General features: G+C 66.5%; 14 protein-coding genes and 1 tRNA gene. 10 read left to right on the top strand and 5 right to left on the bottom strand.

Annotation, left to right across the window (positions count from 1 at the left end; all coding sequences use genetic code 11):
- Positions 1 to 23: 23 nt before the first annotated feature.
- A complete protein-coding gene (gene dapA, locus FQS62_RS08535; protein WP_088479150.1) occupies positions 24 to 917 on the bottom strand; it encodes a 4-hydroxy-tetrahydrodipicolinate synthase in 894 nt (297 codons plus the stop codon).
- Positions 918 to 1,081: 164 nt separating this feature from the next.
- On the opposite strand from dapA, the gene FQS62_RS08530 reads away from it, so the two are divergent.
- The 8 genes from FQS62_RS08530 (at position 1,082) to FQS62_RS08495 (ending at position 6,734) form a co-directional block, all read left to right on the top strand.
- Positions 1,082 to 1,642, top strand: a complete 561-nt coding sequence (locus FQS62_RS08530; RefSeq protein ID WP_005409051.1) for a glycine cleavage system transcriptional repressor — start codon at positions 1,082 to 1,084, stop codon at positions 1,640 to 1,642.
- Positions 1,643 to 1,721: 79 nt separating this feature from the next.
- On the top strand, positions 1,722 to 2,201 hold the full coding sequence (locus FQS62_RS08525; RefSeq protein ID WP_049445310.1) for a peroxiredoxin: 480 nt from the start codon (positions 1,722 to 1,724) through the stop codon (positions 2,199 to 2,201).
- Positions 2,202 to 2,285: 84 nt separating this feature from the next.
- Positions 2,286 to 3,686, top strand: a complete 1,401-nt coding sequence (locus tag FQS62_RS08520) for a PhoH family protein (protein WP_099588753.1) — start codon at positions 2,286 to 2,288, stop codon at positions 3,684 to 3,686.
- Positions 3,683 to 4,189 (top strand): hypothetical protein, encoded by a 507-nt coding sequence (locus tag FQS62_RS08515; RefSeq protein ID WP_208043707.1) that lies wholly within the window; start codon positions 3,683 to 3,685, stop codon positions 4,187 to 4,189. The genes FQS62_RS08520 and FQS62_RS08515 overlap by 4 nt, the downstream gene beginning before the upstream one ends.
- Before the next feature lie 12 nt (positions 4,190 to 4,201).
- On the top strand, positions 4,202 to 4,870 hold the full coding sequence (locus FQS62_RS08510) for a YoaK family protein (RefSeq protein ID WP_010484284.1): 669 nt from the start codon (positions 4,202 to 4,204) through the stop codon (positions 4,868 to 4,870).
- Positions 4,871 to 4,934: 64 nt separating this feature from the next.
- Positions 4,935 to 5,744: a bifunctional hydroxymethylpyrimidine kinase/phosphomethylpyrimidine kinase gene (thiD, locus tag FQS62_RS08505; RefSeq protein ID WP_049445318.1), complete on the top strand. Its 810-nt coding sequence runs from the start codon at positions 4,935 to 4,937 to the stop codon at positions 5,742 to 5,744.
- Positions 5,741 to 6,667 (top strand): alpha/beta hydrolase family protein, encoded by a 927-nt coding sequence (locus tag FQS62_RS08500; protein WP_099588755.1) that lies wholly within the window; start codon positions 5,741 to 5,743, stop codon positions 6,665 to 6,667. The genes thiD and FQS62_RS08500 overlap by 4 nt, the downstream gene beginning before the upstream one ends.
- A tRNA-Arg gene (locus FQS62_RS08495) sits at positions 6,658 to 6,734 on the top strand. Before FQS62_RS08500 ends, FQS62_RS08495 begins: the two co-directional genes overlap by 10 nt.
- Positions 6,735 to 7,330: 596 nt before the next feature.
- Here FQS62_RS08495 and FQS62_RS08490 read toward each other — a convergent pair.
- Positions 7,331 to 8,251 carry a LysR family transcriptional regulator gene (locus tag FQS62_RS08490; RefSeq protein WP_057501248.1) on the bottom strand — a complete coding sequence of 307 codons (921 nt, stop codon included), beginning with the start codon at positions 8,249 to 8,251 and terminating at the stop codon, positions 7,331 to 7,333.
- A 140-nt stretch (positions 8,252 to 8,391) separates the two neighbouring features.
- Between FQS62_RS08490 and FQS62_RS08485 the strand changes: the two genes are divergently transcribed.
- Positions 8,392 to 9,093 (top strand): pirin family protein, encoded by a 702-nt coding sequence (locus FQS62_RS08485; protein ID WP_049434728.1) that lies wholly within the window; start codon positions 8,392 to 8,394, stop codon positions 9,091 to 9,093.
- Between the two features lie 113 nt (positions 9,094 to 9,206).
- Here FQS62_RS08485 and FQS62_RS08480 read toward each other — a convergent pair whose 3' ends face one another.
- Together FQS62_RS08480 and FQS62_RS08475 are read right to left on the bottom strand one after the other, a co-directional pair.
- Positions 9,207 to 11,411, bottom strand: a complete 2,205-nt coding sequence (locus FQS62_RS08480; protein WP_208043390.1) for a TonB-dependent siderophore receptor — start codon at positions 11,409 to 11,411, stop codon at positions 9,207 to 9,209.
- Between the two features lie 162 nt (positions 11,412 to 11,573).
- A complete protein-coding gene (locus FQS62_RS08475) occupies positions 11,574 to 12,269 on the bottom strand; it encodes an alpha/beta hydrolase (protein ID WP_208043389.1) in 696 nt (231 codons plus the stop codon).
- Positions 12,270 to 12,453: 184 nt separating this feature from the next.
- Here FQS62_RS08475 and FQS62_RS08470 point away from each other — a divergent pair, with 184 nt between their 5' ends.
- A complete protein-coding gene (locus FQS62_RS08470) occupies positions 12,454 to 13,593 on the top strand; it encodes an MFS transporter (RefSeq protein WP_208043388.1) in 1,140 nt (379 codons plus the stop codon).
- A gap of 81 nt (positions 13,594 to 13,674) precedes the next feature.
- On the opposite strand, the gene FQS62_RS08465 is transcribed toward FQS62_RS08470, so the two are convergent.
- The gene (locus FQS62_RS08465; protein ID WP_049449596.1) at positions 13,675 to 14,793 is read right to left on the bottom strand and encodes an alpha/beta fold hydrolase; all 1,119 of its coding nucleotides are present in this window, start codon (positions 14,791 to 14,793) and stop codon (positions 13,675 to 13,677) included.
- Between the last annotated feature and the right edge of the window lie 146 nt (positions 14,794 to 14,939).

The raw sequence follows: 14,939 nt of genomic DNA, 5'->3' as shown, positions 1-14,939 counted from the left end.
CTGGGTCAGACCAAGACGGAAGGTCAGTGGCTGGAAAGGGCTTCGAGGGCGGCGATGTCGCCGGCAAGGTGGTCGGCCGCCGGATGATGCGGCGCCGACAGTGGCAGCAGAGGCAGGCGCAGATCGTGGCCGATGCCGATACGGCGCAGCAGCGCCTTGACCGGGATCGGGTTCGGTTCAACGCCGCAGAATTCATGGAACGGCTGCAGGCGCGCATCCCAGGACTCGGTGGCCTCGTGATCGTGGGCGGCGGCAAGCTCGCACATCCGGCGGTAGGCGCCGGGCAGCACGTTGGAGCCGACCGAGATCAGGCCGTCGATACCGGCCCGGATCGAACGCGCGGCCGTACCGTCGTCGCCGCTGAGCACGGCGAACTGCGGGCTGCGCAGGGCGAGCAGCGCCTGCACCCGGCCGGTGTCGCCCACCGCCTCCTTGATGCCGACGATGTTGGGGTGGCTGGCCAGTTCGGCCACGGTGTCCGGCTGCATGTCGCAACCAGTACGGCCTGGCACGTTGTACAGCACGACCGGCAACCCGCCCTGGTCGGCGACCGCGCGGTAGTGGGCGATCAGGCCGGCCTGGGTCGGCCGCACGTACGGCGGGGTGACCACCAGCGCATGGCTGGCGCCGAGCGCAGCGGCACGGCGGGTCTGTTCAATGGTTTTGGCGGTACCGGACAGGCCGGTGCCGGCCATGACCGGGATGCGGCCGCCGATGCGCTCGACCGCGCTGGCCAGCAGCAGGTCGTACTCGGCATCGGTGAGGGTTGCTGCTTCGCCGGTCGAGCCGGCAACGACAACGCCATGGACGCCACCTTCCAGTTGCAGGTGCAGCAGGCGCTGCCAACCGTCGGGATCGAGGGCGCCGTCGGCCCGGAACGGGGTCGCCAGCGCGGTGATGAGGCCGGAAAGGGACAAGGACGTGCTGCTCTTGGCTGGGAAGGGAAAACGCCCGCCACGAAAGGCCGGGGGTGACCTGAATGTTACTTGCGGCGCGAAAGCACGGGCAAGTATGCTGGACACCGGTGGATCCCCGCCTCTGGCGGGCATTCAGACTAACGCATGCATTACCCGGAATCGCCTTGACCGACACCACCCCGCGCCCCGCGCCGAGCGAAAACCACCTCCTGATCAACGCCTACACGACGCATCCGGAGTCCCCCCTGCTGTCCGTCACCCGCCGCATCGCCGACAGCGGCTGCAATCTGGTGGACGCACGCCTGGCCACGGTCGGCCGCGATGTGTCGGTCACCGCCCTGGCCACCGGCTCGTGGGACTCGGTGGCCAAGCTGGAGGCGATGCTGACCCGGCTGGAGCGCGAGGAAGGCCTGAAGCTGGTCTGGTACCGCACCGCCGCCAAGCAGGCGCAGTCCAACCTGCTGCCGTACATCGTCGAGGTGATCGCCGCCGACAAGCCGGGCATCCTGTTCCAGCTGGCCGATTTCTTCGACCGCCAGGGCATCACCATCGAGAACCTGCAGAGCACGCGCTACCGCGCCATGCAGACCGGTGCGGAGATGTTCAGCGCGCAGGTCACCATCGGCGTGCCGGCCAACATGCACATCGCCGCGCTGCGCGACGATTTCCTTGAATTCTGCGACCACCTGAACCTGGACGCGATCATGGACCCGATGAAATTCTGATTCTTCGCGCGCCTCTCACGGGCGCGTGGCGTTTCATGCAATTGTCGTAGAAAGAACCCAGGCTCGACAGAAGGACCTCATGAACAACGGCGATACCCTGGACAGCACCACCCTCTCCCTGCCGCTGGCACTGTCCGGTGGCGAACAGGCCACTCTCGGCGACTACGCCGGCCACTGGCTGGTGCTGTACTTCTATCCCAAGGACAGCACCCCCGGCTGCACCACCGAAGGCATCGACTTCAACGCACTGCTGCCGAAGTTCAAGAAGGCAGGCGCGGTGGTACTCGGTGTCTCGCGCGACTCGGTGAAGTCGCACGACAACTTCTGTGCCAAGCAGGGCTTCAACTTCCCGCTGGTCAGCGATGGCGACGAAGCGCTGTGCAGCGCCTTCGACGTGATCAAGATGAAGAACATGTACGGCAAGCAGGTACGTGGCATCGAACGCAGCACCTTCCTGATTTCCCCCGACAGCCGCATCGTGCAGTCCTGGCGCAAGGTCAAGGTTGCCGGCCATGCCGATGCCGTTCTCGCCGAACTGAAGGCCTCCCAGTCCAAGTGAGTCCCACTGCCTACTGTGTCTGCCATCACCCTGCCCCGCAGCAGGCCGTGGTGGTTTTTCCCTGTCCGTAACCAGGAATCGACGATGACCCGAGGCAAGCGCATCTACGTGCTGGATACCAACGTGCTGATGCACGATCCCACCGCGCTGTTTAAATTCGAGGAGCACGACGTTTACCTGCCCATGCAGGTGATCGAGGAGCTGGACAACGGCAAGAAGGGCACCTCCGAGGCGAGCCGCAACGCCCGCCAGGTGAGCCGCTTCCTCAATGAGCTGGTGCAGGAATCCGGCCTGGACAACCTGGCCGACGGCATTCCGCTGCAGCGCCCCAATGGCCTGCAGCTGCGCGGCAAGCAGAGCGCCGGCAAGCTGCGCTTCCAGACCAGCCATTTCGACGCGGGCAAGAGCTTTGGCAAGGTCATTCCCGACAATGCCATCCTCGGCGCGATCCTGGCGCTGAAGGAAGAAACCCCGGACCTGCCGGTGGTGTTCGTTTCCAAGGACATCAACCTGCGGATCAAGGCCGCCATCGCCGGCATCGTGTCCGAGGACTACGAGAATGACCGCGCGCTGGACGATTTCAGCCTGCTCTACACCGGCGCCACCGAGCTGCCGGAAGACTTCTGGAGGCGCCACGGCGACGACCTGCGCAGCTGGAGCGACAAGGGCCGCACGCATTACGAAATCCTCGCGCAGGATGGCGAGGAGTGGTACCCGAACCAGTACGTCTACCTGCCGGGCGAAGACGAAGTCGAGCTACGCGTCAGCCGCGTGGTCGGCGACGGCAAGGTGGTGCTGTCGCTGGTGGATGATTTCCGCCACGGCAGCCACGCCGTGTGGGGCATCAGCGCCCGCAACCGCGAGCAGAACTTCGCGCTCAATGCACTGATGGACCCGGAGATCGACTTCGTCACGCTGCTGGGTACCGCCGGCACCGGCAAGACCCTGCTGGCGCTGGCTGCCGGCCTGGCGCAGACGATGGACCAGCAGCGCTACCGCGAGATCATCATGACCCGCGCCACGGTCAGCGTCGGCGAGGACATCGGTTTCCTGCCCGGCACCGAGGAAGAGAAGATGACGCCGTGGATGGGCGCGCTGACCGACAACCTGGAAGTGCTCACGCACAATCAGGAAGGCGGCACCTGGGGCCGCCAGGCCACCAACGACCTGCTGGCCAGCCGCATCAAGATCCGCTCGATGAACTTCATGCGCGGCCGCACCTTCCTGTCACGCTACCTGATCCTGGACGAGGCGCAGAACCTCACCCCCAAGCAGATGAAGACGCTGATCACCCGTGCTGGCCCCGGCACCAAGATCGTCTGCCTGGGCAACGTGGAGCAGATCGACACGCCCTACCTGACCGAGACCACCTCGGGCCTGACCTACGCGGTGGATCGCTTCAAGAACTGGCCGCACAGCGCACACATCACCCTGCGCCGTGGCGAGCGCTCGCGCCTGGCCGACTACGCTTCGGAGGTGTTGTGAAACGCCGCACCCGCCTGCTGCTGCCCACGGCTGCGATCACCCTCGCAGCCGTGCTCGGCGCCTGCACCACCACGCGCGGCCCGGCCAGCGTGCCGACCGCCGAGCGTACCGGCCAGTCCTGGGTGGTCACCCGCCCGATCATCGCCGCGCAGGTGCTCGACACCTGCTCGCGCGCCAGCCCCGGCCGCGAGGCCGGGCGGGTCAGCGGCTACTGGGCGCCCAGCCGGCAGCAGATCGACCAGCTGGAAGCGCAGCTGTCGTCGCTGGAATCACAGGTACCGAAGGTGCTGGACTTCGACCGCCAGTACGTCGGCATTGAAAGCGCCGGCAAGCGGCTGATCTACATCAACGCCTTCCACCTGCCCGACGACAGCGGCATCAATCCGGCACGGGAAGCGATCCGCGTCTGTGACGGTGGCACGCAGTTCTGGGGCGCGGTGTTCGACCCGGCCAGCAACACCTTCAGCGAGCTGCAGTTCAACGGCGGCCTCGGCGGGCCCTGAGGGCCCCCGCCGATGGGAATACGCCTGCCCACCTGGGTCTGGATCGGCGCGGTCGCGCTCTCGTGCGTGGCCGGCATGGTCAACGTGGTCGGCTTCCTCGGTTTCGAACACCAGGCGGTCAGCCACATGACCGGCAGCACCAGCCAGCTCGGCATGGCACTGGCCCAGGGTGACTGGCGCGCGGTCGGCCACCTGTGGGGACTGCTGATCGCGTTCTCGCTGGGCGCGATGCTCAGCGGCCTGCTGATCCAGGACAGCACCCTGCAGCTGGGCCGGCGCTACGGCGTGGCGCTGGCACTGGAATCGGCGCTGCTGCTGGTCGCCATTCCACTGTTCGAACAACACCAGATCTGGGGCGCGCTGGCCGCCGCCATGGCCTGCGGCCTGCAGAACGCGATGGCCACCACCTTCAGTGGCGCGGTGGTGCGCACCACCCACCTCAGCGGCATGTTCACCGACCTCGGCATCGGCCTGGGCCACCTGCTGCGCGGGTTGCCGCTGCAGGTACGACGGCTGACCCTCAGCGGCCTGATCATCAGCGGCTTCCTCGCCGGCGGCATCATCGGCGCCTGGTTGTTCATGCGCTGGCAGTACGACGCCCTGCTCGCCCCGGCCCTGCTGACCGGCCTGACCGGGCTGGGTTATGTGCTGTACCAGCAGTGGGCGCGTTGGCGGCATTGAATCAAGGACATCCACGCATGGCGTGGATCTACCTTCCCCTCCGGGACCACGGCACAATCAACTGATGAGCCCGACCACTCCCGTTTCCGCCCTCACCATCGCCGGCTCCGACTCCGGCGGTGGCGCCGGCATCCAGGCCGACCTGAAGGCCTTCGCCGCGCACCGTGTGCATGGCCTCTCGGCGATTGCTGCACTGACCGCGCAGAACACCCGCGGCGTCATCGCCGTGCACGTGCCCCCCATCGAGTTCCTCCGCGCGCAGCTGGATGCCTGCTTCGACGACTTCGACATCCATGCGGTGAAACTCGGCATGCTGGCCAACGCCGAAGTGATCCATGCCGTCGCCGATGCACTGGAAAAGCATCGCCCGCCGCACGTGGTACTGGACCCGGTGATGGTCGCCACCAGTGGGGCACGCCTGCTGGAAAACAGTGCATTGCAGGCCATGCGTGAGCGCCTGATCCCGCTGGCCACGCTGATCACTCCCAATACGCCGGAAGCGGAACTGCTGGTCGGCCGGAAGATCAGCAACGGTGAAGACGCAGAACAGGCCGCCTCCGCCCTGCTCGACCTGGGGGCCGGTGCGGTGCTGCTGAAAGGTGGCCACCTGCATGAAGGCAACCGCGTGATCGACCGCTACTTCGACGGCGTGAGCAGCGAAGAGTTCATCCATGCCCGCCTGCCGCTGGACGCACATGGCACCGGCTGCACGCTGGCCTCGGCCATCGCCGCGCAGTTGTGCAACGGCCTGAGCCTGGCCAATGCCTGCGAAGCCGGTATCGACTACGTTGCACGCGGCCTGCAGCAGGGCTATGCCCCCGGCCGCAGCGAGGTGCTGGTGCTGGATCACTTCGGCGCGGCACCACACGCATGAGCCTCACACCGGACGTCCTCGCCGTGCAGTGCGCTGATGGCCATCGCTACGAAGTGATCGCCTGCGTGCCTGCACAGCCCATCGCGCGCCTGCTGTGGTTGCCTGCGCTGGGCGTGGCCGCACGTCACTACCTGCCACTGGCGTTGGCGCTGGCGGCGAAGGGCGTGGCGGTCTACCTGCATGAGTGGCGAGGCAATGGCAGCAGTTCGCTGCGTCCGTCACGCACGCAGGATTGGGGCTATCGCGAGGTACTCGAACAGGATCTGCCGAGCAGCCAGGCGGTACTGGCCGCAGCGGACGACGACGCCGGTGCCCTGCCCTGGGTCATCGGTGGACACAGCCTCGGTGGGCAGCTGGCCTGTGTGCACGCCGGCCGCAACCCGCACGACTTCAACCGGCTGTGGCTGGCTGCCAGTGGCTCACCGTTCTGGCGCGGGTTCCCGCCACCGCGTGGCTGGCTGCTGCCATTGGTCTACCGCTTCCTGCCGTGGATCGCGCAGCGCCAGGGCGTGCTGCATGGCCGTCGCCTCGGCTTTGGTGGCACCGAAGCGCGTGGACTGATTGCCGACTGGGCACGCGTGGGCCTGAACAACCACTACGCCGCGGCCGGCATGGATGAAGACCTCGACGCGCAGATGGCACGCGTGCATGGCAGCGCACAGGCGGTGCTGATGGAGCACGACTGGTTGGCACCCACCGGATCGATGCAGACGCTGCTGGCGAAGCTGCCGAATGTGGACGCGCAGCTGCGCGTGCTGTCCGCGCAGGAACTGGGCACCCGCGCCGATCATTTCGCGTGGCTGAAGGCCCCTGATGCCGTGGCTGACAGCTTTTTCATTCAGTTGGATGAAAATTTTCACAAAACTGTTGACGGTACGCGCCGACATCCGCATAATTCCGCTCCTGTCGCAGGGCGCCCGTAGCTCAGTTGGATAGAGTACCTGGCTACGAACCAGGCGGTCGGGAGTTCGAATCTCTCCGGGCGCACCATTACACCGAAACAGCAGGCCTTGGCCTGCTGTTTTTTTTATGTGTGTTTTTTTGGCAGGGTTGCACCCTGCACCTGCAGAAGCCACAGCCGGAGCAACAGCAACAGCACGCATTCCGTGGGGTGGCGGGGCGGTGTCGGATTGCGGGGACGCCGTGAACCCTGCCTTGGGGGCTTGGCCGCGGCATCCATGCCGCGGACACCCCGCAATCCGACACCGCCCCACCTCTGACAGATTTCCGCGATCTGATGGATCCACGCCATGCGTGGGTGAATCTCCATCGAGTTCGAGTATTTCGATAATTGATCGAAGAGCATCCACGCATGGCGTGGATCTACCGTGTCGACCAAGGTCGACACCTACCAGAGCAGTACGCCGTTCCGACAGATCGCGGAAAACTGTCGAAGGCGGGGTGGGCCCGGTTGCGGGAGTGTCCGCGGCATGGATGCCGCGGCCAAGCCCCCATGGACGGGTTTACGGCGTCTCCCGCAACCGGCCCCACCCCGCCATCCCTCAGGAAACCAGCTTCTGCTGTTGCTGTTGCTGTTGCTGTTGCTCTGGATCGTAGCGGGTGCAGGGCGCAGCCCTGCCAAACCCCTACCCTCTGGCCATTGCCTGCCACCACTGCGACAGCAGCTCCGGCCTGCGCAGGCGCTCGCGCCACCAGCGCAGTGCAGCGCCATCCTCGCCGGTGCGCCAGGCCAGCCAGAAGGTCTCTTCCGGTTTGTGTTCCTCCACCTCACGGATCACCAGCTGGCCACGCGCCACTGCAGCGCGCGCGCACGGTTCGGGCAGGAAGCCGAAGCCCACGCCTTCGCACTGCAGCTTCAGCTTGCTGGCCATGTCCGGCACCGTCAGCATCTCCTGCCCCATCAACAAGCCGACCGTGCGCGGCAGCAACCTGCGCGCGGAATCAGAGACCGCGATCGCGCAGTGCTCGACCAGCTGCTCTCGACCCAGCACGCCCGGCACTGTGGCCAACGGATGATCGGGCGCGACCGCGAACACGAACTCCACCGTGCCCAACGGCTCGACCACGTAACCGCCGCCGCTGGGCCCCTCGCCGGGCGCGCCGACCAGCAGGTCGGCACGGCGGTCCAGCAGGGCCTCCCAGGTGCCGGACAGTGCCTCTCCGATCAGCCGCAGCCGGGTCGGCGCCTCCGCCTCACGAAACGCGGCGATGTCCGGGCCGAGCAGCCAGGTCGGGAACACCGAGTCCACCGCCAGCGTCAGTTCGGTCTCCCAGCCCGACGCCACCCGGCGCACCCGCAGTTCCAGCTCCCGGGCGGCGCGCAGCAGGTGCCGCCCCTCGTCCAGCAGCGCGCGTCCGGCCTCGGTCGGCTCGGCACGCGGGCCGATCCGGTCGAACAGTTGTACGCCCAGGTCCTCCTCCAGCTTGGCCACGGTGTAGGAGATGGTCGAGGGCACCTTGTGCAGGGCCTTGCCGGCGCCGGCGAACGAGCCGCGGCGGTCGATGGCATCCAGGATCTGCAGGGCATCGAGGCTGAGCTTGAGCATTCGAATTTTTCGATGATGGCTGTCAAAACTATCCGTTTTTCAAACCCCGGGCGCAAGCGGATACTTCTCTGCAACGGGGAAACACAGCGGCTACCGGCCCACCCCGCCCCATCGAAACCATCGAACAAGGAGATTCCATCATGCTGCAGATCCGCAAGAGCGCTACCCGTGGCCTGGCCGAGCATGGCTGGCTGTCCTCGCGCCACACCTTCTCCTTCGCCAACTACTACGACCCGCGCTACGTCAGCTTCGGCCCGCTGCGGGTGATCAACGAAGACAAGGTGATCGGCGGCCAGGGCTTCGGTACCCACAGCCACAGCAACATGGAAATCATTTCCTACGTGCTGGGCGGCGCGCTGGAGCACAAGGACTCGATGGGCACCGGTTCGGTGCTGCGCTACGGCGACGTGCAGCGCATGAGCGCCGGCAGTGGCGTCAGTCACAGCGAGTTCAACCACTCGGCCGACGAGACCGTGCACTTCCTGCAGATCTGGATCTTCCCGGACACCGAGAACATCACGCCGTCGTACGAGGAGACCCATTTCGCGCCGGAGACCAAGCGCGGCCAGCTGCGCCTGATCGCCTCGCCGGACGGTGCCGACGGTTCGCTGCGCATCCACCAGGATGCCCGCATCTTCGCCACCATCCTCGATGGCGGCCAGAAGCTGCACCATGCGCTTGGCAACGGTCGTGGCGCCTATGTGCAGGTGGCGCGTGGCCAGCTGCAGGTCAACGGCATCACCCTGGAAGCCGGTGATGCGCTGCAGGTCAGCGACGAAGCGCAGTTGACCCTGGAAAACGGCAACGACGCTGAAGTGCTGGTGTTCGACCTGCCGCTGTAACGACAACGCCCGCGATGCTGCAGAGCATCGCGGGCGTACGTGTAGAGCCGAGCCCATGCTCGGCTGCGGTGCGACAGCCAGCCGAGCGTGGGCTCGGCTCTACAGGACCCGCGTCAGAACCTGTAGTTCACGGTGAGCCGTACATTGCGCGGCTCACCCCAGGTGTAGGTGCTGTACCAGTTGAAGATCGTGTAGTACCGCTTGTCCAGCAGGTTGTTGACGTTGACCGTGGCCGACAGGCGATCGTTGAACTGGTAGCGCGCCATCGCGTCGAGCAACCAGTAAGGCTGCGTGCGATGCACCACCTTGGCCTGCGTGGCCGGATTGGTGATCTCGCCGAAGGTCGAATCCTGCCAGCGCGCGCCACCACCCAGCGTCAGCGCCTGCCAGGCACCGCGCAGGCGATAGCGGGTATGCAGGCTGAACTGGTTCTCCGGTTCCAGCGTGGTCACCTTGGTGCCCGCCTGGCGGGCGATCTTGTGGGAGAACCCACCCTGCACCTGCCAGCCCTCGCCCAGCTGACCCGACATTTCAAGCTCGTAACCCTTGGTGCGCACGCCCATCAAGGCGCGGTAGGCATCCTGGCCATCCGGTGTCTTGCCGCCGGTGGGCTGGGCGAAGTTGTCCTGATCAAGCTGGAACAGCGCCGTACTGGCATTGAGGCGTCCATCGAAGAACTCGGCCTTCAGCCCCATCTCGTAGCTGCGGCCTTCCAGCGGATCCAGTGCCTTGCCCTGCTCGTCACGCTCGCCCTGCGGCTTGAAGATGGTGCTGTAGCTGGCGTACACCGAGTAGTGCTCACCGAGGTCGTAGACCACGCCGGCATACGGCACATAGACGCCGGTTTCGCGTGTATCCGGCGAGCGGTAGCTGGCCAGCCGGCTGCCGACGATCAGCTTCAACGGATCGGCCACGTCGAAACGGCCGACCACGTACAGCCCGTTCTCACGGGTCACTTCATTGTTGTCATAGGTGCGCTGCCACTGCGGTTCGGCAATGTCACCATTCCAGCTGCGGTAGTCCGGCACGGTATCCGGGAAACCCGCCTGAGGGCCGTAGCCGGTATTGGTCCAGCGCTTGCGCGAGGCACTGCCACCGACCACCAGCTCATGCTCGCGGCCGAACAGGCCGAAATGCCCACTCACATAGAAGTCGGCGGCATTGCTGACGGTCTTGCCGACGTACTTGCCGAGCCACAGGCTGACGCCTTCGCCGGTCAACGGATCCGGATTGCCGGCGGCGGCACCGGCCAGTGCGGCGTCATAGCCGTTGACCTGATGGTTGAGCTGCAGCTTGGCAATCCAATCGTTGGCGAACGTGTGCTCCAACGTGGCGAAACCGGTACGCACGTACTGGCGCCAGCCGGCCCATTGCGCACCATTGTTGAACGAGCGAGGCATGCGGTTGAAGTTGCCGGCGCTGTCCAGCAGCGGAATGCCGCCCCACGTGGAGCCCTTCGGGTCGCTGTCCATCACGTCGCCACCGATCGACAACAGCGTGCGCTCGCCCAGATCGGCTTCCAGCACTGCATAGCCGACCTTGCTGGCGCGCTGGTAGTGGTCCAGGTTGGAGTGCTTGTCTTCCCAGGCCCCCACGGCACGGCCACGCAGGCGGCCATCGGCAGTCAGCGGACCACCGACATCGAGCTCGGCGCGGTAGTCGTCCCAGCGGCCGACACCCAGTGAGGCGCTGCCGGCGAAGTCCTTGCCCGGCTTCTTGCGCACCAGGTTGATGGTCGCACCCGGATCGCCCATGCCGGTCAACAGGCCGGTCGCGCCCTTGAGCACCTCGATGCGGTCGTAGATGGCGGTATCGCTGAGCGTGTTACCGGCGGAGTACGCCGAATTGCGCGACATCGGAATGCCGTCGTACTGGAAGTTCTGGATCGCGAAACCACGCGCGTAGTACTCGGTGCGTTCGCTGTCGTAGGTGACGATGCTGATGCCGGGGGTCACCCGCATCACGTCGTCGATGCCGTGCAGGCCGAAGTCATCCATCTGGGCGCGGGTGATCACGCTGATGGTCTGCGGGGTCTGCCGTGGCGTCAGCACCAGGCGGGTAGCGGTGGCAATGGTGCCGGGCGTATAGGCGCCGCTGCCCTCGGTGATGGTACCGAGCAGGTTGGCGGTGACCTGTACCGTCTGCAGGGTCTGCGATGCAGGCGCCTGGGAATCCTTGGCTGGATCCGTGCTGGACTGGGCAGCAGCAATACTGCTGCTGGCCAGTGCAGCGATCAGCAGGCCCTGCGCGAGCGCCTGCGGCAACGCGCGGCGACGCGGCAAGGGAAACGGAGCATGGGCAACAGGCACGGACAGCACGGCGGGACCTCCACGATAGGGTGGGATCCTCTGGCGGCGGCTGGAGGGAAGAGAGGGACGCGGCCGGATAGCCGCAGGCGCAGGAGTGTACTCCCCTGCGCCCCGGCTGTCGTGCGGTGTGCTGTCGTGCGGTGCGCTGTCGTGCGGTGTGCTGCCGCGGGGTCAGCCGCCGATGGCGGAACAGGCTTCCAGGATCAGCGCCGTCACTTCCTTCGGCTGCGAGGCCAATGAGGCATGGCTGGCATCCAGCTCCAGCACGCGCTTGGGCTGCATCCTTGCGGCCATGGCCTTCTGGTTTTCCGGCGCGATCATGCGGTCGTGGCGGGACAGCTGGTACCAGCTCGGCACGTGCTTCCACGCCGGATCGCTGACCGCATCACCGAAGGTACTGGCCAGCGGCGCCTTCTGGGTCACCGCCATCACCCGGCCCTCGTCCTCGCTCAGATCCTGGCAGAAGCTCTCATGGAACTTGTCCGCACGCAACCACAGGTAGCCATCGCTGTCCGGTGCCAGGTTCGGCGCCGCCTCCGGCAGGTGCTGCTGGGTGATGCCACCGGGACTCTCGCCGGCATCAGGCGCGAACGCGGCGATGTAGACCAGGCCCTTCACGTTGGGCTCGTTGCCGGCCTGGCTGATCACCGCGCCGCCATAGGAGTGGCCGACCAGCAGTACCGGCCCGTCGATCTGCCGGATCATTTTCCGGGTTCGCCCTGCGTCGTCGGCCAGCGACGTCAGCGGCAGCTCCACCGCCTGCACACGGTCGTGGCCGTTGCGATGCAGTTCCAGGATCACCTTGGCCCAGTGTGCGGCCCCGCCCCAGAATCCATGGACGAGGAGGATGGTCGGTGTCGTGCTCATGTACGGATCTCCGGCAGCGGCCGGCGGGATGCCGACCGTGCAGCCACTGTCCGTGGGCCACGTTAATCGCCAGTGACGCGATCGGGTCACTGCAATCGTATGCGTCGCCCGATGTCACGCATGGCACTTGCCGAGCCGACCTGAAAACGTTTCCATAAACGTCCCTTGGAGCTTCGCATCGCGCATGACGCCTTCATCCCCACGTGCCCAGCAGCACGCCACCCGCGCCGCCTTCTTCATTCCCGGATTCGCCACCGCCGCGTGGGCGCCCATGGTGCCCTACGCCAAGGCCAAGGCCGGACTGTCCGACGCCAGCCTCGGCGCCGTGCTGCTGTGCCTCGGGCTCGGCTCGCTGCTGGCGATGCCGTTGGCGGGTGCGCTGACCGGGCGACTGGGCTGCCGCCGGGTGATGGTGATCACCTGCGCGATGATGCTGTGCGCCCTGCCCCTGCTGGTGCTGGCGCCTTCGCCGGTGGCACTGGGCGCGGCACTGTTCGTGTTCGGCGCCGGCGTCGGTGCGCTGGATTGTGCGATGAACATGCAGGCGGTGGCGGTCGAGCGCGACGCCGGGCGCGCGATGATGTCCGGCTTCCATGCCTTCTACAGCATCGGGGGCTTCGTCGGCGCCGGATGCATGACCGGCCTGCTGATCCTGGGTACACCGCTGTGGCTGGCCGCGCTGGTTTCGGTGGCGGCGCTGCTGCTGGTCGCGGTGCTTTCGGCGCCGCACTGGCGTCCGCAACGGATCCTGCACGAAGGACCGTTGCTGGCGCTGCCGCACGGCGTGGTGCTGTTCATCGGCATGCTGGCCTTCGTGGTGTTCCTCGCCGAGGGCTCGATGCTGGACTGGAGCGCGGTGTTCCTGGCCGAAGTGCGGCAGGTGCCGCGTGACCAGGCCGGCGCCGGCTTCGCGCTGTTCACCCTGGCGATGACCGCGATGCGCCTGTTCGGCGACGGCATCGTCGAGCGCCTCGGCCGCACCCGCACCCTGGTCTTCGGCGGCATCACCGCCGCAGCCGGTTTCACGTTGGCCACCCTGGTACCGTCGTTCCCGGTGGCGCTGGCGGGCTATGTGCTGGTCGGGCTGGGCTGCGCCAATATCGTGCCGGCACTGTTCTCGATGGCCGGTCAGCAGCGGGCGATGCCGGAGAGCATCGCCATCACCGCAGTGACCACGCTGGGTTACGCCGGCATTCTCGCCGGCCCCGCAGCGATCGGTGCGCTGGCACACGGCACCAGCCTCGGCTTCGCCTTCCTGTGCGTGGCCGCATTGCTGCTGGGCGTCGCGGCGTCTGCCCGCTCGCTGGCACGACGGGTGGCCTGACAGAAAAAGGGGACGGAGGGGATTAAGTCGTTTGCAGCACACCTGTGGCAGATGCGACTTAATCCCCTCCGTCCCCTTTTCTCAGCTGCGCGTCAGCCACTCGGCCTGGGCCGGCAACTGGGGAGCCGGGCAGGCGCTCTGCGGATGGTGCTCGTCGCGCGCCATCCAGTCATCGACCACGCCGGCCAGCAGGTCCAGCCGCAGCGGCAGGGTGATGTGGTCCTCGCCGCGCATCTCGATGTAGTGCGCGCGCGGGTTGGCCTGGGCCAGTTCGCGCCCTTGGCTGACCGGAATGTGCTGGTCGCCCTGCCCGTGCAGCAGCAGCACGCAGGCGCGGGTATCGGCCAGCGCGCGCGCTACATCCACGCGGTCCAGATCGACGTCGATGCGGCGGCTGGCGGCGGCGATCACCTGGTTGATGTCCTGGCCGCCATAGCGCCAACGCGCGTACGACGCCACCGCCTGCGCCTTCAGGCCTTCCGGCTGCAGTCCCATCAGGTGCGGGATCATCGTGCGGATCGCTACGCCGGCATTGGCGAACGATTCCATCGCCACCACGCCTTCCACCTGGTCACCGAGCTTGTCGGCGGTGAACACCGCCGTGGCCGCACCATAGGACACGCCAAACAGGTACAGCGGACCGGTCACTTCACCACGTGCACGCAGCTCGCCGATCACATCGACCACGTCATCCGATTCATAGGTGCCATAGCCCGACGGCCCGGTACCGGACTGTCCATGGTTGCGCAAGTCGAGCGTGACCACGCGGTAGCCGGATTCGGCCAACTGCAGCGACCATGGCAGCATCGAATCACCGTTCATCATCCAGCCGTGCAGCAGCACCACGGTGCCGCGCGGTGCCTGCGCGCGGAACGGCTGCGGTACTGCCAGGCTCAGGCCGGTATCCAGCGGCAGGCCGTTCTCGTGGCGCTGCGGCAGGTAGTGGTAACGCGCGCCGTAATCGCCAGGATCGAACACGCGCCAGAAGATCGGCACGCCATCGCGGCCGGGCGCAAAACCGTGGCGGTTGGGCAGCTCAGCGATGGCCGCAGCAATGCGCGGGCGATCGAGCAGGGTCGATACGCCACCCGGCGCGATCAGCCGATCGGCGAGCGAGGTGGACGAGGCATTGATCGAGGACGAGCATGCAGCCAGCCACAGGCCGGCGCACGCCAGCAACAACAGCAGCAGGCGCTTCATGGGCAATCAGGGAAAAGGTGCGACAGCGTGGCAGGTTAGCGATGCGGGCGTGGGCCATCTATCGCGCGCGGATGACGGCTTGATGACAACGCAGGAACGATTCAGCTTGGTGTGAACGCTGTATCCGTTCAGTCATTGATCCGGAT

It is taken from the genome of Stenotrophomonas sp. SBJS02 (assembly GCF_020428325.2).
GTDB lineage: Bacteria > Pseudomonadota > Gammaproteobacteria > Xanthomonadales > Xanthomonadaceae > Stenotrophomonas > Stenotrophomonas africana.
This window is presented reverse-complemented; position numbering and strand designations above follow the sequence as displayed.

Bases quoted from the DNA above. Each gene is read 5' to 3' on its own strand.
- FQS62_RS08525 (WP_049445310.1), top strand. From the start codon at position 1,722: ATGAACAACGGCGATACCCTGGACAGCACCACCCTCTCCCTGCCGCTG.
- FQS62_RS08520 (WP_099588753.1), top strand. From the start codon at position 2,286: ATGACCCGAGGCAAGCGCATCTACGTGCTGGATACCAACGTGCTGATG.
- FQS62_RS08510 (WP_010484284.1), top strand. From the start codon at position 4,202: ATGGGAATACGCCTGCCCACCTGGGTCTGGATCGGCGCGGTCGCGCTC.
- thiD (WP_049445318.1), top strand. From the start codon at position 4,935: ATGAGCCCGACCACTCCCGTTTCCGCCCTCACCATCGCCGGCTCCGAC.
- FQS62_RS08500 (WP_099588755.1), top strand. From the start codon at position 5,741: ATGAGCCTCACACCGGACGTCCTCGCCGTGCAGTGCGCTGATGGCCAT.
- FQS62_RS08490 (WP_057501248.1), bottom strand. From the start codon at position 8,251: ATGCTCAAGCTCAGCCTCGATGCCCTGCAGATCCTGGATGCCATCGAC.
- FQS62_RS08485 (WP_049434728.1), top strand. From the start codon at position 8,392: ATGCTGCAGATCCGCAAGAGCGCTACCCGTGGCCTGGCCGAGCATGGC.
- FQS62_RS08475 (WP_208043389.1), bottom strand. From the start codon at position 12,269: ATGAGCACGACACCGACCATCCTCCTCGTCCATGGATTCTGGGGCGGG.
- FQS62_RS08470 (WP_208043388.1), top strand. From the start codon at position 12,454: ATGACGCCTTCATCCCCACGTGCCCAGCAGCACGCCACCCGCGCCGCC.
- FQS62_RS08465 (WP_049449596.1), bottom strand. From the start codon at position 14,793: ATGAAGCGCCTGCTGCTGTTGTTGCTGGCGTGCGCCGGCCTGTGGCTG.